Source organism: Heyndrickxia ginsengihumi, assembly GCF_011008565.1.
GTDB lineage: Bacteria > Bacillota > Bacilli > Bacillales > Bacillaceae_C > Weizmannia > Weizmannia ginsengihumi.
The window spans coordinates 15,826-35,486 of sequence record NZ_JAAIWK010000011.1; the positions used below are offsets into that span (position 1 = coordinate 15,826).

20 protein-coding genes and 2 riboswitches are annotated in these 19,661 nt (G+C 38.3%); of the genes, 15 read left to right on the forward strand and 5 right to left on the reverse strand.

Annotated elements, in window-relative coordinates; translation table 11 throughout:
- Positions 1-168 precede the first annotated feature (168 nt).
- Entirely contained in the window at positions 169-1,551 is a 1,383-nt protein-coding gene (locus tag G4D61_RS08305) for a glycine--tRNA ligase (RefSeq protein WP_025730868.1), read from the forward strand.
- Positions 1,552-1,776: 225 nt separating this feature from the next.
- A riboswitch (cyclic di-AMP (ydaO/yuaA leader) is annotated at positions 1,777-1,923 on the forward strand.
- A 110-nt stretch (positions 1,924-2,033) separates the two neighbouring features.
- Entirely contained in the window at positions 2,034-3,854 is a 1,821-nt protein-coding gene (locus G4D61_RS08310; protein WP_025730870.1) for a potassium transporter KimA, read from the forward strand.
- A 399-nt stretch (positions 3,855-4,253) separates the two neighbouring features.
- Here the strand turns inward: G4D61_RS08310 and G4D61_RS08315 are convergent, their stop codons facing one another.
- Positions 4,254-5,084 (reverse strand): undecaprenyl-diphosphate phosphatase, encoded by an 831-nt coding sequence (locus G4D61_RS08315; protein ID WP_025730871.1) that lies wholly within the window; start codon positions 5,082-5,084, stop codon positions 4,254-4,256.
- A gap of 154 nt (positions 5,085-5,238) precedes the next feature.
- On the opposite strand from G4D61_RS08315, the gene G4D61_RS08320 reads away from it, so the two are divergent.
- A complete protein-coding gene (locus G4D61_RS08320; protein ID WP_025730872.1) occupies positions 5,239-5,424 on the forward strand; it encodes a twin-arginine translocase TatA/TatE family subunit in 186 nt (61 codons plus the stop codon).
- A 51-nt stretch (positions 5,425-5,475) separates the two neighbouring features.
- Here G4D61_RS08320 and G4D61_RS08325 read toward each other — a convergent pair whose 3' ends face one another.
- Positions 5,476-5,931 carry a GNAT family N-acetyltransferase gene (locus G4D61_RS08325; RefSeq protein WP_025730874.1) on the reverse strand — a complete coding sequence of 152 codons (456 nt, stop codon included), beginning with the start codon at positions 5,929-5,931 and terminating at the stop codon, positions 5,476-5,478.
- Between the two features lie 130 nt (positions 5,932-6,061).
- Positions 6,062-6,166: riboswitch (SAM riboswitch) on the forward strand.
- Between the two features lie 95 nt (positions 6,167-6,261).
- On the opposite strand from G4D61_RS08325, the gene G4D61_RS08330 reads away from it, so the two are divergent.
- The 4 genes from G4D61_RS08330 to G4D61_RS08345 all read left to right on the forward strand — a co-directional run bounded on the left by G4D61_RS08330 (position 6,262) and on the right by G4D61_RS08345 (position 9,861).
- Positions 6,262-7,062 carry an alpha/beta hydrolase family protein gene (locus tag G4D61_RS08330; protein ID WP_035355154.1) on the forward strand — a complete coding sequence of 267 codons (801 nt, stop codon included), beginning with the start codon at positions 6,262-6,264 and terminating at the stop codon, positions 7,060-7,062.
- 170 nt (positions 7,063-7,232) lie between these two features.
- Positions 7,233-8,258, forward strand: a complete 1,026-nt coding sequence (locus tag G4D61_RS08335) for an AI-2E family transporter (RefSeq protein WP_025730877.1) — start codon at positions 7,233-7,235, stop codon at positions 8,256-8,258.
- 129 nt (positions 8,259-8,387) lie between these two features.
- Positions 8,388-8,768 (forward strand): GntR family transcriptional regulator, encoded by a 381-nt coding sequence (locus G4D61_RS08340; RefSeq protein ID WP_025730878.1) that lies wholly within the window; start codon positions 8,388-8,390, stop codon positions 8,766-8,768.
- Positions 8,769-8,784: 16 nt separating this feature from the next.
- Entirely contained in the window at positions 8,785-9,861 is a 1,077-nt protein-coding gene (locus G4D61_RS08345; RefSeq protein WP_035355156.1) for a DUF1648 domain-containing protein, read from the forward strand.
- A gap of 39 nt (positions 9,862-9,900) precedes the next feature.
- Here the strand turns inward: G4D61_RS08345 and G4D61_RS08350 are convergent, their stop codons facing one another.
- Positions 9,901-10,221: a winged helix-turn-helix transcriptional regulator gene (locus tag G4D61_RS08350; protein ID WP_025730882.1), complete on the reverse strand. Its 321-nt coding sequence runs from the start codon at positions 10,219-10,221 to the stop codon at positions 9,901-9,903.
- Positions 10,222-10,533: 312 nt separating this feature from the next.
- Between G4D61_RS08350 and G4D61_RS08355 the strand changes: the two genes are divergently transcribed.
- The 5 genes from G4D61_RS08355 (at position 10,534) to G4D61_RS08380 (ending at position 16,318) form a co-directional block, all read left to right on the forward strand.
- The gene (locus G4D61_RS08355) at positions 10,534-10,782 is read left to right on the forward strand and encodes a YbyB family protein (protein WP_025730884.1); all 249 of its coding nucleotides are present in this window, start codon (positions 10,534-10,536) and stop codon (positions 10,780-10,782) included.
- A 238-nt stretch (positions 10,783-11,020) separates the two neighbouring features.
- Complete coding sequence (locus G4D61_RS08360) at positions 11,021-12,298, forward strand: VTT domain-containing protein (RefSeq protein ID WP_025730886.1); 1,278 nt, start codon at positions 11,021-11,023, stop codon at positions 12,296-12,298.
- A gap of 52 nt (positions 12,299-12,350) precedes the next feature.
- A complete protein-coding gene (gene uptA, locus G4D61_RS08365) occupies positions 12,351-12,950 on the forward strand; it encodes an undecaprenyl phosphate transporter UptA (protein ID WP_025730888.1) in 600 nt (199 codons plus the stop codon).
- Positions 12,951-14,125: 1,175 nt separating this feature from the next.
- Positions 14,126-15,091 carry a 2-hydroxyacid dehydrogenase gene (locus G4D61_RS08375; RefSeq protein ID WP_035355159.1) on the forward strand — a complete coding sequence of 322 codons (966 nt, stop codon included), beginning with the start codon at positions 14,126-14,128 and terminating at the stop codon, positions 15,089-15,091.
- Between the two features lie 279 nt (positions 15,092-15,370).
- A complete protein-coding gene (locus tag G4D61_RS08380) occupies positions 15,371-16,318 on the forward strand; it encodes an LCP family protein (protein ID WP_025730891.1) in 948 nt (315 codons plus the stop codon).
- Positions 16,319-16,510: 192 nt separating this feature from the next.
- Here the strand turns inward: G4D61_RS08380 and G4D61_RS08385 are convergent, their stop codons facing one another.
- On the reverse strand, positions 16,511-16,696 hold the full coding sequence (locus G4D61_RS08385) for a CsbD family protein (RefSeq protein WP_051476307.1): 186 nt from the start codon (positions 16,694-16,696) through the stop codon (positions 16,511-16,513).
- A gap of 182 nt (positions 16,697-16,878) precedes the next feature.
- On the opposite strand from G4D61_RS08385, the gene G4D61_RS08390 reads away from it, so the two are divergent.
- On the forward strand, positions 16,879-17,664 hold the full coding sequence (locus tag G4D61_RS08390) for a glucose 1-dehydrogenase (RefSeq protein ID WP_025730895.1): 786 nt from the start codon (positions 16,879-16,881) through the stop codon (positions 17,662-17,664).
- A 111-nt stretch (positions 17,665-17,775) separates the two neighbouring features.
- Positions 17,776-18,339 (forward strand): REP-associated tyrosine transposase, encoded by a 564-nt coding sequence (locus tag G4D61_RS08395; RefSeq protein WP_035355162.1) that lies wholly within the window; start codon positions 17,776-17,778, stop codon positions 18,337-18,339.
- On the opposite strand, the gene G4D61_RS08400 is transcribed toward G4D61_RS08395, so the two are convergent.
- Positions 18,325-18,798, reverse strand: coding sequence for a competence protein ComK (locus tag G4D61_RS08400; protein ID WP_025730896.1), 474 nt, complete (start codon positions 18,796-18,798; stop codon positions 18,325-18,327). The two genes, G4D61_RS08395 and G4D61_RS08400, sit on opposite strands and share 15 nt — an antisense overlap.
- Before the next feature lie 360 nt (positions 18,799-19,158).
- Here G4D61_RS08400 and G4D61_RS08405 point away from each other — a divergent pair, with 360 nt between their 5' ends.
- The gene (locus G4D61_RS08405; protein WP_035355165.1) at positions 19,159-19,653 is read left to right on the forward strand and encodes a sigma-70 family RNA polymerase sigma factor; all 495 of its coding nucleotides are present in this window, start codon (positions 19,159-19,161) and stop codon (positions 19,651-19,653) included.
- The last annotated feature ends 8 nt before the right edge of the window (positions 19,654-19,661 follow it).

The window sequence follows — 19,661 nt, forward strand, 5'->3', positions numbered from 1 at the left end:
CAGTGAAACGGCAGTCCAGAGTTGCGTTTTCGAAAGTGGATGTGAATGTATATTTGCATCAACTGGGGTGGAACCGCGGGAATACAAGCTCTCGTCCCCAGGCTGCGATCGTAGCCTAGGGATGGGAGCTTTTTTATTATCGTATTGATAAAAAGGAGAGAATTGTAAATGAGTGTAACTATGGATCAAATCGTAGCACATGCTAAACATCGTGGATTTGTTTTTCCAGGATCCGAAATTTATGGTGGACTTGCAAATACTTGGGACTACGGTCCACTTGGAACAGAATTAAAAAATAATATTAAAAAAGCCTGGTGGAAAAAATTCACTCAAGAGTCTCCATACAATGTTGGTCTCGATGCAGCCATTTTAATGAATCCGCGTACTTGGGAAGCAAGTGGCCATATTGGGAATTTCAATGATCCGATGATCGACTGTAAACATTGTAAAGCAAGGCATCGTGCCGATAAACTAATTGAAAATGCACTTGAAGAAAAAGGCATTGAGATGGTTGTCGACGGACTTCCTTTCGAAAAAATGGAAGAGCTTATTAAAGAATACGACATCGCTTGCCCAGATTGTGGTAGCAAAGATTTTACAGGTATTCGCCAATTTAATTTGATGTTTAAAACATTCCAAGGTGTTACCGAATCAAGTACGAATGAACTATTTTTACGTCCGGAAACTGCACAAGGGATTTTCGTTAACTTTAAAAATGTCCAAAGAACAATGCGTAAAAAACTTCCATTTGGTATTGCACAAATTGGTAAAAGCTTCCGAAACGAAATTACGCCAGGGAACTTTACTTTCCGTACAAGAGAATTCGAACAAATGGAATTAGAATTTTTCTGCAAACCAGGGGAAGAATTGAAATGGTTTGACTACTGGAAACAATACGCAAAAGAATTCTTATTAAACCTTGGTTTAAATGAAGAAAAATTACGTCTTCGCGACCATTCTGAGGAAGAACTTTCTCATTATAGTAATGCAACAACTGACTTTGAATACAAATTCCCGTTCGGTTGGGGCGAGCTTTGGGGAATTGCATCTCGTACAGATTATGACTTGAAACAACATATGAAATTTTCTGGTGAGGATTTCACTTATCATGATCAAGAAACAAATGAACGCTTTGTACCATATTGTATTGAACCGTCATTAGGAGCAGACCGTGTAACACTTGCTTATTTCATTGATGCTTATGATGAGGAAGAATTAGAAGATGGTACAACTCGTACTGTAATGCATTTACACCCTGCGCTTGCACCATATAAGGCAGCGATTCTCCCATTATCGAAAAAACTTTCTGATGAAGCACGTGAAATTTTTGCCGATCTTGCAAAAACGTTCATGGTAGACTTTGATGAAACAGGATCAATCGGTAAACGTTATCGCCGTCAAGATGAAATTGGTACACCATTCTGTATCACATACGACTTTGATTCGAAAGAGGATCAAATGGTTACAGTGCGTGACCGTGATACAATGGAACAAACTCGTCTGCCAATTACAGAACTAAAATCATTCTTAGAGGAAAAAATCCAATTTTAAAAAAAGGTGCCTGACCCCTTTGCTGCTTTGCAGCATAAAAGGGGTCAGGCACCTTTTATTTGTTATAAAATCTGCAATGTTAATGCATACTAACATTGTTAATCAAACGTTTGATTAGTTTGATATTTTATCACTTCGCTGTGCAAAAGGGGTCAGGCACTATTGCCTCTTTACAAACACTGGTAACGAGAGTAAAATGTGATGTCGTACAAAAAAATATGTTTCATAACTTAATCGCTTAATCTAACAAGAGCGGGGGAACCAATATGTAGCAGTGAGATGCTACAATGGGGTGAATTCTTTTATAAAAGATAGGGCTACTCTTATGCCCGAACCCGACAGCTAACCTCGTAAGCGTTATGGGAGAGAGATGAAACTGTGATCGGTGACTGACCACAGGGATAATACTCTCCTGTGGTTTTTTGTTTAGAAAAAGTGGTAAAGATTTATGGAACACTTTATGGGAAAAAGGAGACTTAGCAATGTTCACCACGATTAAGAGGTTTCTAATTGGGAGGCCGCTGCGATCAAATGAGCTAGAGGGACAGAAATTAACAAAACTCAAAGCGCTCGCAATTTTATCATCCGATGCCCTGTCATCTGTTGCATACGGCACGGAACAAATTTTAATTGTATTGGCAACAATCAGTACTGCAGCATTTTGGTACTCTATTCCAATCACAGTGGGGATTTTATTTCTTCTGCTTGCATTAATTTTGTCTTACCGACAAGTAATTTTTTCGTATCCACAAGGTGGTGGAGCATATCTTGTCTCCAAAGAAAACTTAGGGTTACTACCAGGATTAATCTCTGGTGGGTCTTTACTTGTAGACTATATTTTAACTGTAGCAGTTAGTGTGTCCGCTGGTACCGATGCAATTACGTCAGCATTTCAAACCTTGCATCCTTATTCTGTAGAAATCGCTATTATTTTAGTTATCATCATTACCATTTTAAATTTACGGGGTTTGACTGAATCAGCTTCAGTACTTGCTTATCCAGTTTACTTATTTGTATTTTCGCTCTTAGTTATGATGGGAGTAGGAATATATAAAATTGCTACAGGGCAAGTGCCGCCAGATTTACATCCACATCTTGGCACACCTGTTGCAGGCATTACCTTATTTCTATTATTAAAAGCTTTCTCATCTGGTTGTTCTGCTTTAACGGGGGTTGAGGCAATCTCAAATGCAATTCCAAACTTTAAAGACCCTGCACCGAATAATGCAGCAAAAACATTGTTAATGATGGGTGGAATCCTTGCCGTTCTTTTATCCGGTATTACCTTTTTAGCATACTGGTTTGGTATCGCACCGAAAGAAACAGAAACGGTTGTTTCCCAAATTGCTGAAGAGACATTCGGGCGAAATATTCTCTATTATTTCGTGCAAGGGACAACAGCACTTATTCTTGTGCTTGCTGCAAACACAGGATTTTCAGCATTTCCACAGCTTGCATTCAACTTAGCAAGGGATAAGTTTTTACCGCGTATGTTCACGATTCGCGGAGATCGGTTAGGCTATTCAAATGGTATTATCTTTTTAGGGGTTGCATCCATTCTTTTAATCATAGCTTTCCAAGGAAACACAGAACGTTTGATTCCACTATATGCTGTCGGTGTATTCATTCCATTTACCCTTGCACAAACAGGGATGATCGTTCAATGGATTCGCAAAAAACCGCATGGCTGGATCGTAAAATTAATGACGAACTTAATCGGCGCGTTAATTACGTTTGGCGTCTTAATGATTTTATTTATTACGAAGTTTCCACAAGTGTGGCCAGTCTTCATTTTTCTGCCAATTGTCATTTTGATATTTAGAAGAATCAATTGCCACTACGAGGCGGTTGGTGAACAATTGCGGATCGAGGGCATGTTTAAAGATGAAATTCGTGAAAATGTCATCATTGTGCCAGTAGCTGGTATCACCTCTGTAGTTGAAAGATCGATAAACTATGCAAAATCATTATCAGATAATGTCATTGCTGTATACGTGGCTTTTAGTCATGAAGAAGAAAAACGGATGGAGAAAAGGTGGGAAGAATGGGGTAATGGTGTCCGGCTAGTGACGCTGCATTCTTCATACCGTAGTATTATTTATCCGTTATCGAAATTCCTAGAAATTATCGAAAGAAAATCAAGAGAGCGCAATTATCAAATTATGGTGCTCGTACCACAATTTATCCCGAAAAAACGTTGGCAATATATTTTGCACAACCAATCGGCTTTACTCATTCGTATGAAATTACTGTGGGATAAAGACGTCGTCGTTGCAACATTACCATACCATTTTAAAAAATAGACAAACAACCTGGCAGTAAGCCAGGTTGTTTTTTTTACCAAAAAAGCCAGAAATTGATCAAAAGGAAAAATTTAAAAATTATGTTGGAACAATTATATTTGATAGAGGAAGGGGGTTTTGCCCTAATTGTAGTCATCAAAAGAAAAAAACGAGTCTGAAACGATCGTGAATCGCCTCTTAAAATCAGTAAACTGTCCTTCAAGCGGAAAAAGGAAAGGCAGAACTATATATTAGAATTTGGACAAAACTGATATATTGTGTGCTTTGACCGAAATATGCAATATTTGACTGATAACCGCAGATCTAAAACGGAATTTTCAAAAACGGGGCCGAGATCCAACAAATAGTGAATAAAAAATTAAGCTGCCTCACTTAAAGCGGGCAGCTGTGGCGTCAAACTTACATGACGGCAATATATAAAATAATTGCCAAAATGATCCGATAAATAGCAAATGGAACGAGTTTGACTTTGTTGATGAGTCTTAGGAAGAATCGGATGGCAATCAATGCAAAGATAAAGGCACTGATAAACCCTACGATAAAGAATGGAATGGTCTCCGCTGTTACCGCATCCCAGTGTTTAGCCAAAGAAAGTATGCTGGCACCGAACATGACAGGTACAGCCATGATGAATGTAAAATCCGATGCAGCACGGTGGCTTAGACCGAGGAGAACCCCTCCTGAAATGGTAGAACCTGAGCGTGAAAATCCAGGCCATAATGCAAGACATTGAAAGAGACCAATGATAAACGCTTGTGTGTACGTCATTTGGTCGACCGTTTCAACTTTTGGCTTGCGCGGACGAACAAGGTCAGAGACGATCATTAAAATGGCTCCGACGATTAAAGCAACCAATACGGTATTTACCGAAAATAGCTTCTTATCTATGTAATCCTCGAATAGGAAGCCGAGAATAGCGGCCGGTAAAAGACCGATAATAACTTGCGTAAGCTTCAATCTATTGCCATGAACCTGATCGCTCGTAATATCTTTCTTTAATCCTAGTAAATTTAAAAAACGATCCTTGAACACAACACAAGCAGCCAAAATCGAACCTAATTGAATTACTACTTTAAACACATTGGCAGCTTCTTCACCATAGAGTTTGTTAGATTTCAATAGCAAGTCGTCTACAATAATCATATGTCCTGTAGAAGAAACAGGAGCAAATTCTGTTAAACCTTCAACGAGACCGAGAATTGCAGCGACAAACATATTCCATAAATGCAAATGTGTCACCTCCAGACTTTTTTATTCTACCATCATATTGTGAAAATTGGACAAAAAATAATGCTTACAAAATATTTACAAACAGATTTCCTTGAATATAAGTACAATTAGGACTAATATAAAATCAAGAAATGGTGGAGGAGTGAATGATCTGATGTTTCCAAATTTAGGGTTTGGTGAAATTCTAGTTATCCTCGTCGTTGCCTTATTAATTTTTGGCCCTTCAAAATTACCGCAACTTGGAAAGGCTGCAGGGCAAACATTAAGAGAATTTAAAAGAGGCGTACGCGATGTAATCGATGACGATCGTGACAAACAGGCAAAAAAGGAAAGCAAATAATATAGAGATACATAGTCAGAGCTCATAGACAGCATCTGACTTTTTTTATGACTAACATAAATATTGTGATAGGCGGATCATATCACGGCATTGTATCCCATTTTCATAAATGTCATTTTCGTAGTGGATCGTGAAAAAGTCTTTATCAATGGCATTTATCCGAAAACCGCATTTTTGATAGAGTGCAAGCTGACCGATACTTGAATTCCCTGTCCCAACTTCAATCATTTTATATCCTTTTAATCTTGCTTGTTGAATGGCATGCATAACTAACTGTTTACCAATCCCTTTTCCTTGTTCGCTCTCCTTTACTGCGACATTCACAATTTCTACTGTTTGCGGCCTTGTTGACAGCAATACATATTCACCGATGATACGTCTATCTATTTCAGCAACAAAGATATCACCTCTTTTTATATAATCTTCAACGATGCTTTTTGAAGGATCGGCTAATAACAGTAATTCCAGAGGGACCTCTTCATGTATATGTAATGGACGAATGTACATGCTATTCTCCTTTTAAAAAATTTTCTTAACATTATCATAACATAGCTTGACAGTTGGATATAAATCGAGTAAATTATAAGAAACGTTAATTCTTACTAAACAACTATGAATTATAAGGATACAAAAGTAATACTTATCTAGAGAGATGGAGGGAATTGGCCCAATGAAGTCTCGGCAGCGGGTTCTAAGAACACTGTGCCAAATCCAACAAGCATGTTCGCTTGAAAGATAAGAAGAGATTTATTCAGCCACCTCTTCTTACATTAAGAAGGGGTTTTTGCATAGAAAAAACCCCGTCAGAAAAAATCATAATTTATAGGGGTGTCTCATATGGAAAAACAAGTTCATTTCAATTGGAAAGGCAATCGTATAGCGGCAACTGTTCATTATCCTAAGAGAGTTATCGTAAAAGAAGTGCCGCTCGTTATCATCTGTCACGGCTTCGTCGGCAGCCGAGTTGGTGTCCACCGTTTGTTCGTCAAGGCGGCAAGACATTTTACGGAACAAGGATATGCTGTTTTGCGTTTTGATTATGCCGGCTGCGGTGAAAGTGACGGCGATTATGGCAAGACGAGATTCGAAGATTTCATTAGTCAAACAGAACATGCCATTACGTTTGGCCGCCAATTAGTAGGAATTGATTCTAAACAGATTATTTTGCTCGGTCATAGTTTAGGCGGTGCAGTTGCCCTATTAACAGCGATCAAGCATCCTGACATCCAGCGCTTGATTATGTGGTCGGCAGTCGGCAATCCGAAACAAGATCTTTTCGATATTATTGGTAGAAAAAGCAGTCATGATCTTCGTAAATTCGGAGCAGTCGATTACTTAGGATATACGTTGCAGGAAAGCTTTTTTGATTCTATGAACAAATTCCATCCGCTAAAAGAAGCTGCGCGCTTTACAGGCGATGTGCTGTTAGCGCATGGAACTGATGATGATGAAATTCCTGCTGCATATTGTTGTGACTATGCTGATGCTTTTCATTCGCGAGTAAGAGGAGAGTGTGATCAAATATTCATCAACGATGCAAATCACACCTTTACATGTGATGAACATCAAACACAGCTTTTTACAGTGACAAAACAGTGGCTTAAAAAAATACAATGTTCAAGTGCTTATGCGGGCTGACCAAACTGATGGTCAGTCCGTTTTTTTGTAAAATGATCTTTCAGAAAAAATTTTTTATAGTATAGGGGTTGATTTATGCTAATATAAGGTATTATGAAGATAGAAAGAATCATACCTTTAGGATACCAGTAAATATTTGGCAACTTGGCTAAAGGGGGAGGCAATATTAAATGGGAGATCAGTTGTTTTCCTTTTTTCAGAAAAGAGAGACGAAGAGAGTCATTATCTTTATTCTGATGGCGTTCATTCTTTATTTATTAAAGAGCATCATTGATTTAATTTTACTTACGTTTATTTTTTCTTATTTAATGAATCGGCTCGAAAAAATTGTGACGAAGCGGATTCCGTTAAATCGAAAGCTGACGGTTATTATCTTGTACATATTAATTGTAGGGTTGTTAACCTTTGGGATTACACGATATTTACCTGTACTAATAGATGAAATAACGGAACTTGTTAAGCAAATTGTCAGTTTTTATACGAGACCGCAGCATAATGTCGTCTTGAATTATATAGTTGAATACATTCAAGATAAGAAGATTACGGATTATGTTCAAAAAGGATTTACCGTCTTGGTTTCTTACTTCAGTACGATTAGCCAAGTAAGCTTGCAAGTATTTATGTCGTTTCTGTTAAGCTTATTCTTCTTGCTTGAAAAAGAACGGATTATTCGTTTTACGAAACAATTTAAGCATAGTAAATTGGCATCCTTTTATGAAGAATTAGAGTATTTTGGTCAAAAGTTTGTCGGTACATTTGGAAAGGTTATTGAAGCGCAGTTTATTATTGCGTTCGTAAACGCCATTTTGTCAGCGATTGGCTTATCGATCTTAGGATTCCCGCAATTGCTAGGTTTAGTTTTGATGATTTTCTGCTTAGGGCTCATTCCTGTTGCAGGAGTGATCATTTCACTTATCCCTCTTTGTTTAATTGCTTATAGTATTGGCGGAGCAATCGAAATCGTCTACGTATTAATTTTAGTTGCGATTATTCACTCGATTGAAACGTACGTATTGAATCCGAAGCTGATGTCATCGAAAACGAATTTACCGGTTTTTTATACATTTCTTATTTTAATCTTTTCAGAACATTTCTTTGGTGTTTGGGGACTGATTCTTGGCATACCTGTGATCGTCTTCTTCCTTGATGTTCTTGAAGTCACAAACCACCATCATTCAAATAAAATTAATCATTAGAGTAGGTGTCGACCCCTTTAGTCCCCTAAAGGGGTCAGGCACCTATTGTTTTTTTATTCTAACTGTTATATATTATATATAACAGTTAGAATATAGATAAGAATCGATAAGAATCGAGGTGATGACATTATGATGATTGAAATTGATTTAGAGTCAGATATGCCCATTTATCAGCAATTACGCAACAAAATTATTGAAGGAATTGCATCAAAGCAGCTCGCGCCGGGAGATTCTCTGCCGTCCGTGCGAACGATGGCCTCGGATTTAGGGGTGAACATGCATACCGTCAATAAAGCTTATCAAATGTTAAAACAAGAAGAGTTTATCCTTATTCATCGCCAAAAAGGGGTTGTTATTCATCCGGATCACATGCCTGTCGCAGATGATATATATAAAGGAAAGTTAAAGGAACAATTAAGGCCGCTCATTAGTGAATCTATTTGTCGCGGCATGGAGGAACATGAATTTTTAACAATATGTCAAAAGATTTGGAAAGACATTCAAACTTAAAAAGGTGGAGAGCGCAATGGAAGTATCAATGATGTTCGTCATTTTTATCCCAATTGCTGTAATGATGGCAATGATGCCATACGTCACAAGGAAAACTGAAAGCTTCGGTGTCACGATCCCTGAACATATTTATAACGACCAAGAACTACAAAAGATGAGAAAACTATATGCTGTCGTAACAGTTGTTTTTAGCCTTATCATCATGGTTGTCATGTGGGCAATGAAGGAGATTTTATTGCAGACAATCATATTTACATGTTGTCTAATTGCTTATCTTATTGGACACTTTCTTATTTATCTCGTATTCCATTATCGAATGAAAGCATTGAAAGGCAAGCGTAATTGGGAGTTCACAAAAAAACAAGTAATCGCAGTTGATACCGAGTTTCGCAAACAAAAGCTCATATATTCGAATGCTTGGTTTATCATTCATGTGCTTGTGACTGCAGTGACAACCGTCTTAACATATGTTTTTTACGATCGGATCCCAAATCGCTATCCGACACATTATGATTTGTTCGGAAATGTGACGAATTGGACAGAAAAATCATATAGCGCCGTATTTGAATTGCCAGCAGTTCAATTATTTTTAACAGTCCTGTTTGTTTGGATGAACAACATGATTGCGAACAGTAAACAACAACTAAATGCAGGAAATCCGGAAAAATCCATCCAGCAAAATGTTCGTTTCCGCCGCAGATGGTCGCTGTTTTTAATGTTATCATCACTTGGAATCATCGTTCTGTTCTTTTTTATTCAATTATCATTAGTCGCAGCTGTCAGTGTAAAAGCGGTAATGATCGGAGGTATCGCAATCATCGTCCTCATCTTGATTGGATCAATTGGGCTATCGATGATCACTGGTCAAGGGGGAAGCAACATTAAAACAACTTCTAATGAAGAAAATGGCATCATCGGCTATGACGACGATCATTATTGGAAATTGGGGATCTTTTATTTCAATCACAATGATCCGTCCATATGGGTGGAAAAACGATTTGGAAGCGGATGGACAATGAATTTTGCCCAACCGTTTGCTTGGCTGCTGCTGCTCGTCATTCTCACAATCCCGCTCCTAATCTCGTTATTATAAAAAACGACCCCTTTAGTATACTAAAGGGGTCAGGCACCTTTATTCGAGGGTTACCCATTTATCGGCCCATTTTTGGACTTCATCAAGGACAGGTGTAATCGCCTGCCCTTTTTCTGATAAACGGTACTCAATTCGAATCGGGCTTTCAGGATACACTTCACGAACGATAATGTCTTGCTCTTCTAATTCTTTCAAGCGTTCAGAAAGGACTTTTTGACTGATATGCGGAATGTGCTCCAACATTTCATTAAAACGCATCGGTCCTTCGGATAACACCCGAATAATGACACCGATCCATCGTTTACCTAATAATTGAAACGCCTTTTCAAAGCGTGGACATAGACTATGATCATTAGCCATGAATTTAACGCACCTTTCTATTGAAAATCAATGAATGATGTTATGCGACAACTAGACATCTAAACATGAGGAAATATATGTGTTGTGGATGTATAGACTGGATCATATTTATATTATACACTATTTTGACACTTACTAAAAGTAACTAACTTTCCGCAGCTTAAATCGCTAAAGGAAAAAGCGCAATATGAGAAAATCATCGGCCGATTTTAAGTATGTTTTAATGTTCTGGTGGTAAGATAAAAAAGAATTTAGGCATAAATGATTTATGAAATGGGTAAACAAGAAGTAAGAAACTAAGGAGGTTAGAGGATGAAAAAATTTCTACTATTAACAGCCGGAATCGCAGGAGTCACTTATTTGGCGGTGAAAGGAAATCGCGAACAAATAAAAGTGACAGCCAATAATTTGTACAAGCGTGCAGAATCATTGGTTCATCAATTGAAGCATCCAAACACAATTGAAACCAAAATCGGTCATCCGGATCCTTACGATACTCCTGATAATAAAATGGTGAGCGAAGGCTCCTCATACAGCGTCAACTACTATAATGGTGCCTGACCCCTTTAATGGGCTAAAGAATCAGATGCTGCATTCCATGCTGGTGATGTAGTATCTGATTTTTTTGATGTATCTATTCGACCTCGACTGACTGTTTTGTTGACGACTTTTCATCCCGCCTCCTGTTTCTATAATCTTTTGACAAATTTAGTATTTATGCTAAAACTGAGTATAGGTGAACTTTCGCATTAAAGGGAATGTCCTTTAAAATAGAGAAAGTTTTTGGAGAGGGTAATAGATGATTTCGATTACATCATATGCCGACCAATATGGTTATATTGTGCTAATGTTAGCCCTTTTATTAGAAATGATTGCTTTGCCAGTTCCTGGTGAAGTACTCATGAGCTACACCGGCTATATGGTACACCAAGGTCAGCTAAATTGGATAATGAGCATACTCATTGCTGGTATTGGGACAAGTATAGGAATGACCATCTCTTATTTCATTGGAAAACGACTAGGAGGGCCATTTTTACATAAATACGGGCATTTGATTCATCTCGGCCCGAAACAATTGGAGCGAACATCAAACTGGTTTAAAAAGTATGGTAATAAATTGTTATTGGTCGCATATTTTATACCAGGGGTCCGTCATATAACGGGATATTTTGCCGGGATCACGAAGCTTCCGTATAAAACATTTGCTCTTTTCGCCTACACAGGTGGATTCATATGGGTTTCAGTATTTATTTCGATCGGTAAGCTGCTCGGACCACAATGGGAGAAATTCCATGATGCTGTCAAAAAATATTTAGTGATCGCAGGTATCATCATTGCTGCTGGCATCATCTTATATTACATTTACCGCAAATATCGCAAGCCCCTTGTCTGGCTTGGAATGGGGCTGATTCATTGGACAGGGATGATCTTTAAAAGCAGAGTCCGTGCAGAAGTATTTATATTTGCAACCGCTACGGCGACGTTACTATTGATCGTACTCATGATCACAATGGTTCAAAATCTGTTTGCAGGTGAATTTAGTGATTTTAATGAAGTTACCTCTTTAATCGTTTCTCTACTATTTGAAAAACATTGGTCAAGCCTTATGCATATGCTTCTTTTACTCGGAAGCCATAAAGTGCTTTTGTCCGTCATTGCTTTAACAGTCATATGGATTTTATGGAAAGGGAAGGATCGCACACACGAAATATTGATCCTATGTATGGCAACCATTGGGGGAGAATTGTATCAAAATATTCTACACGGATATTTCCACCGCGTCGCACTAAGCGGTGTAACAAGCTTATCCCATTTTGCCTATGAATTTCCGAACAGCCAAGCGATTATGGTGCTGATCGTATACGGATATTTTGTATACCTTGTCGTAAGGCATGCCGAGGTCATTTGGATCCATACATTTATGGATATTCTCTTCCTTGTTATTTTATTGGCGATTGCTGTAAGCCATATTTTCTTTGGACTAGAACTGCCAAGCAATATCGCAGGCGGCTATGTATTCGGCGGCGTTTGGCTCGGACTTAATATATTATTACTAGAAATCTTTCGCTTTTTATAAAAAATCGGTATGATAAGAGAGTGTTTTCTAGTAAAAAAATTCGGAGGAAATCATGTTTTCAGATTTTGTACAACATCTATTAATTACTTTAGCGAGTTTAGGCTACTTCGGCATTGCCATCGGGTTAATGATTGAAATTATTCCAAGTGAAATTGTACTTGCCTATGCAGGCTATTTAGTGTCAAAAGGGGAAATTAATTTTGCCGGAGCAGTAGTTGCTGGTACGATCGGCTGTCTTGTTGCACAGCTTATTATTTACTGGATCGGTGCCTATGGCGGCAGACCGTTCCTACTCAAATACGGTAAATATATGTTTATTCATGAAAAACATATCGATACTGCTGAAAACTGGTTTAATAGATATGGAGCTGGAGTCATCTTCACTGGTAGATTCATTCCGGTTGTCCGTCAAGCGATTTCCATTCCAGCGGGTATCGCAAAAATGTCTTATGCAAAATTTATTTTTTACACAACATTGGCAAGTGTCGTATGGTCATGCTTTTTTATCTATTTAGGAGAACGCCTATCATCAAACTGGTCACAAATTGATGAAGTCGCTGGTCCTTTCATTAAGCCAGCTGCCATGATCGCATTTGCGCTGATCGTATTTTATTTACTTTACACATCCTTCTTTAAAAAACGTAAACAGTAGTCAAGATGGGTCCGATTCTCAAAAGAGCATCAGACCCATTTTTTTATAGAAAGGAAAGGGGGGAATTGATTGCATTTCGAAGCAATTGATGTAGAGAAACATAGGGAGTTGATCGTTCCATTTCGGAGGGATTCTTTTATGGTTAGCTTTGGTTCTGACGCAGGAAGCGATGAGGAACATCTCGAGTAGGTGAAGACAAAATCGAAACAGGCTTTGTTTTGCTGATGGAGAATGAAACCGACTGAGCTATCAATCCGGAACTATAAAGGGAAAAACAATCGGCTATGTACATTTATATTATTTAATCTCTGAAAAACGTGGTCGAGGATTAGGAAAAGAACTTCATCAATACGGCTTGCAATTCTTTCAAAAAATAGAGTAAGCGAATATCATCTCCCTGTCTCAACAAATAAACGTGCCAAAGCCTTTTATCGCAAAAACGGCATGCACATGATTGAAGAAGAGTTAGCTGGAAAAGTCATTCGCATAAAGGGAGTTCTATAAAATTGTTATCATACATTTGTTACTTTTATCAAACTGTTTATAAAGCCGATTGGAGCGGAAAGGGTGAGACTCCGGCGGGAAAAGCGTGATTGAAGTGACCTCAAAAACATATCCCCCACTTCATAGGTGAAAAATAGTGTATTTTTGGTTGTTGCTTTTTCAACCATTCATATTTTTTTCTTGAAAAGAACTTTTAATGCCATCCGTGAAGCGCTCAGCATCCGCCCACGGAAAGCGAACCCCTGCAGCGGAAATCACTACTCTTTGCTAAAAGGACATCTTTTACATCCAATAAAAAAGGACCGCTGCAATGAAGTAGCGGCCAAAAAAGGGGGTAGTACTAAACAGTTTAAACTTTAAAACAAATCGCTAGAGCAACAGCTCATCACCATTTATCTTACAAGTGCTAGTATAAAAGGGAATTATAAAAATTTACTTAAAAAATGATAAATATATTGTAAATTCTATGAAATTTTTTCCTTTTTTGCTTTAATCTTTCGAATGTTTAATAGAGAAATCTAGTATAATAGATAAAAAGCTTTAGATATGGTTACATAGCGAGTATGTTGAAGTCGATAAAAATTTTTGCAAAAAAATGATAACGTTATCAAAATTAGGCGGCATCATGACAGCTATTCATTGCAAATCATATATGATGAGGAGGACTATGATTGAAACCGAGCATTTATATTACACGCAAAATTCCAGATGGTGTACTGAACTTGTTGCAAGAACAGTGCCATGTAAATATGTGGGAAGAGGAGGACATTCCCGTTTCGCGTGAAGTGTTGGCGAAAGAAATCGCTGAAGTGGATGGTCTCTTCTGCTTGTTAACGGAGGAAATAGACGCCGACTTAATTGAACAAGCGCCGAAGTTAAAAGTGATCAGCAATATGGCGGTTGGCTATAACAATATCGATGTTCAATATGCCGCATCAAAGGGGATTATCGTCACGAATACGCCAGGAGTTTTAACAGAAACGACAGCAGATCTTACATTTGCTCTGCTTACGGCAGTTTCGAGAAGAATTGTCGAAGCAGAGCATTTTTTGCAAGCCGGGGAATGGAAAACATGGTCGCCGATGCTGTTAACAGGCCAAGATGTTTTCGGGGCAACACTCGGTATCATCGGTCTCGGCCGTATCGGAGAAGCGGTGGCGAGACGAGCGAAAGGATTCAATATGAATGTCCTCTATCATAATCGCAGCCGCAAACGGGAAGCGGAAGAAACGATTGGCATTCAATATGCTGAACTGGAGCAGTTATTAAAGACTTCTGATTTTATTTGCGTACTTACGCCGTATACGGAAGAAACGAGAAATCTCATTAGCTACGAGCAATTTGCCCTAATGAAAAACAGCGCCGTTCTCATTAACACATCTCGCGGTGGTATCGTCAATGAAGAAGCACTATATCAGGCGTTATTAGAGGGGAAAATATGGGGAGCGGGCCTAGACGTTTTTGAACAAGAGCCGGTACCGCTTGATCACCCATTATTAACATTACCGAACGTCGTGGCGGTGCCGCATATTGGAAGTGCAAGTATTCAAACGCGGCTAAAAATGGCAAAACTGGCTGCAGAAAATCTTATCAATGGACTATACGGAAAGCCAGTAAAACATGTTGTGACTGAATAAAACTTTTTTGGTGAATCACTCACGAAAATTTTAATGAGAATGTAATAAAGAATTAAGTTTGAATATGATATCCTCTTTATGAAGCATTATTGAATAAATCGACAAAAACCTCATATGTTTTTAACAGAAAACGTCGATTGTAGTTAAATTGATCCATATCATCATCATTTTTCTACAATATGTCCAAATTTCCACAAAAATATTAGTGACAAAAGCATAGTTTTAGTGAATAATAGTGTAGAAAAATGATAAAACTATAAAATTAACAAGAGGGATTATATGAGTGATTCACGTATAACAAAAAAGAAGAAGAAGCGTAGAAAACTCCGATATAAACGGATTTTTCTATTACTTTTTTTAATTATTATATTAGGCGGCGCAGGATATGCTGGTGCCCAATATTATCAAGGACTTCATTCAGCGAAAACATCTGAAGCATTGAATACGGACAATATTAAATTCAATGGAACGAAAGATGCTAACGGACGAATTAATATTTTACTCCTTGGGATTGATACACGCGGTGAAAAACAATCAAGGACGGATACGATGATGATTGCGCAAATCGATCCGAAAACACATAAAGTAAAGCTCGTTTCTCTCATGCGTGACATGTATGTAGAAATTCCTGGTTACGATAACTATAAATTGAATACAGCCTACTTTTTAGGCGGACCAGAATTGCTTCGCCAAACGATCAAGCATAATTTCGACATCGACATCCAATATTATGCGCTTGTCGATTTTAAAAGCTTCGTAAAAGTTGTCGATACACTTGCACCAGAAGGAATTAAAATCAATGTTGAACACGAAATGTCTAAAAACATCGGCATGACGCTTCATCCTGGATTACAAACGATGCACGGAAAACAATTGCTTGCATACGCACGATTCAGAAAAGATGCAGAAGGCGACTTTGGCCGCGTAAGACGTCAACAAACCGTCTTAAAAGCATTAGAGAAAGAAGCAATCAGTGTAAACGGATTTGCGAAAGCTCCAAAATTATTAGGAACGATACAACCATATATCGCAACAAATATGAGTAAAATGGATATTTTAGGATTAGTGAAAGATGTGCTAATGGGCGGTACACCAGATGTCAAAACGTTAACCGTTCCAGTGGCGGGCTCCTATTCAAATGCAACTTACCCTGGAAAAGGTGCCGTCCTTGATGTCGATACAGAGAAAAACACAGAAGCAATTAAATCATTCCTGAACGAAAACTAAAAAGGTGCCTGACCCCTTTAGCTTGCTAAAGGGGTCAGGCACCTTTTTCGACAGATTCGCTAATATTTCCTTGGAAATAGTGAAAGATTTCCGGCGCTGGCGCTGTCGCGATATGGAGACTGCTGTATTAGTTTGTGAAAAAAGAGTTCAGTAACGCACTTTTGCTCGTACTGAACTCTTTTTTGTACAGGATTATCGATCTTTCGTAAGCTTTTCTTTTAATTTCCCAAGTGTTTCTTGGACTTTTCCTACAACTTTCTCAGTTTTTCCTTCAGCTTGTTTTCCGTGATCATCTGTTAATGCTCCAAGTTTGTCTTTTCCTTCACCTTCAGCCTGTTTATTAATACCATCGATTTGATCTTTTACGCCATTTCTCATGAGCATTCCTCCTAATGTTAGAGTTATCATCTGTATACCCTTCGGAAATCCCCATAAACATTGCACTTTTTTCTGTATAAAAACATAGTTTAAAAATAGCAGTTCAGGTAAATATTAATATAAGCTTATTGAAACACATTGCATGGCTACATATTATGCAAAATAGTAGAGGTGAAATCGTTATGTATAGTGATTTAGAAGGGAAAGTTGTCATTGTTACAGGCGGGGCAACTGGAATTGGTAGGGCAATATGCGAACGCTTTGGGAAAGAAAAAGCAAAAGTAGTGATTAACTATCATTCAGAAAGAGAATCGACAAAAGATATCATTTCTGCTATTGAGGCAGCTGGTGGACAAGCGACATCACTGAAGGGTGACGTTCGTTCCGAAGATGATATTAAAAAGCTTGTCGCCCACGCAGCTGAAACATTTGGATCTGTTGATGTCATGGTCAACAATGCAGGGGTAGAAAATGAAGTGCCGTCACATGAATTATCTTTAGATGATTGGCATCGGGTCATTGAGACCAATTTAACAGGACAATTCCTTGGATCAAGAGAAGCGATCCGTTATATGCTTGAACATAATATTAAAGGTTCTATCATCAATATGTCATCTGTTCATGAAATCATTCCATGGCCGCATTTCGTTCATTACGCAGCGAGTAAAGGCGGAGTTAAGCTAATGTCACAGACACTTGCACTTGAATACGCACCGAAAGGCATCCGTGTCAACAACATTGCACCAGGGGCAATTGATACCCCGATCAATGCCGAAAAATTTGCCGACCCTGAAAAGAAAAAAGGTGTAATCGACCTCATTCCGCTTGGGTATATCGGTAAACCGGAAGAAATTGCTGCATGTGCGGTGTGGCTCGCATCAAGCGAAGCGAGCTACGTAACAGGGCTTACACTCTTTGCCGATGGAGGCATGACGAAATATCCAGGCTTCCAAGCAGGAAGAGGATGAAAAGGTGCCTGACCCCTTTTGTGCTTTAATACACAAAAGGGGTCAGGCACTCTTGATGTTTTTCGTTAAATATATTATACTATTCATAACATTATGAATAGGAGTGAGATTATGCCAAGAAAACGGCGCGTATGGTTTCCTGGAGCAATCTATCATATTACTGCCCGAGGAAATCGTAGAGATGCTATTTTTCGAGATGTCATTGATTATCGCATGTATTTAAAACTTCTGCGCAATGTCCGCAATCGTTATCCCTTCATTCTCCATTCCTACTGTTTAATGCAAAACCACCTTCATCTTCAACTCGAAACGATTGACCATCCCACACATTTTATCATTAGAGATCTCCATACTGAATATGCCATTTATTTTAACCGCAAATATGATTTAATCGGACATGTTTTTCAAGGAAGATACGGGGCAAAGCTTATTCTTGATGATGACTATTTTCTAACGGTCAGTAAATACATTCATTTAAACCCAGTGAAAGCAAATATTGTTGAAAGACCAGAAGATTATCGCTGGAGCAGCTATCTGGCATACTATAGTGGAAAAGAAGATCCAAATATCGACAAACAAAAAACACTGTCCTATTTTACGAAAGGCCGCTCATCCTTCACTTATCAGCAATATGTAGAATCCGATAACAACGATGATGACTCATTTATACTTTAAAGCCTTAAAGGGGTCAGGCACCATTTTGAATGCCAAATATACGATCAACTCATAGGCGCGGCTTCTCTGTTTGAAGAATGTATATGGTGAACAGTTCAGTTCTAGTGTCTGTTTATTTTTGAAAACGATGATAAGGCGACCATTTTGTTCAATGAGGTTTGATACGTGTTGCAGAAAGATCCATTGGCAATCGTGCACGGAAGGTGACTTCGTTGGAATAGCAAAGATGTGCGGCAGGCTTAAAATGACTGGCGCTTTATTGTAACCGAATAGCTTTTTAAAGGCGCGGACTTGTCCTCTGTAATCGCACCCTCGCATGCGAATGCATGCCTCATCTAGTAAAGATAGTTTTGTCTTTTTCGAGTAAAAGATCCCATTCTTGTCATAAATTTTCGTCACGTACTCTGGACGATCGGAAGACACAAGGGCATATGAACATCTAGTAATACGATACTCCATACTTTATCTCCTCCTATTCAAAGCCAAAAATTGCAACGTTTACAACAATCATTTCATTTTTACTGTGACTAAACTCCTACTAGCCAAATATTAGTTGATAGCCATATTATACTATTTTTCATAAAAAAATCCACATATATTTGTAAAATTTCTATTATTCTATCAAAAAATGGAATCTCTGCAAAAAATATGTGGTTTCTTCAAACTTTTTGTAGAAAGTTTAAAACTTTTGCTATGAAAATATGAAACTTTAACCCGCGAATCATGACATATGGCCATTCGCTTTCCCGATTACTAGTTTGTATCGTATAGACAACCCGGGAATACAGCGAAAGCGCGCTTTCCAGAATGGAGCTTAAAATGGAAAGTTTCGAAAAGGTAGCGGAGCAATATCGGCCAATGATTTCTCATCTCATTCGCAAACTCGGCATTTACAAAAATCGCGAGGAATTTGAACAAATCGGTTTGATTGCCCTTTGGGAGGCGTATGAGCATTTTCAACCGCAAAAAGGCTCATTCACGAGTTATGCCTATGTAACGATTAAAGGTAATCTATTAAAGGCATTAGCGAAGGATAAAAGGGTAGAAGAGACAATGGTGTACCCGAAAGAAGAATTTTGGTTAAATGAAAACGATCCATCATTAAAAACCCCTCTAGAACTTGAAACATTGCTCACTTATTGTGAGACGCTCACTGAAAACGAGAAGAAATGGGTGGTTGCCACCTTTTATCATCAGCTCAAATTAGGGGAAATCGCTAGCCGTGAGCATAAATCCGTTAATGCAGTGAAAGGCTGGCGGAGCAGAGCTTTGCAAAAACTAAAACACCAATTGAAAAAAGGTTGCCGATCTTAAGGCAACCT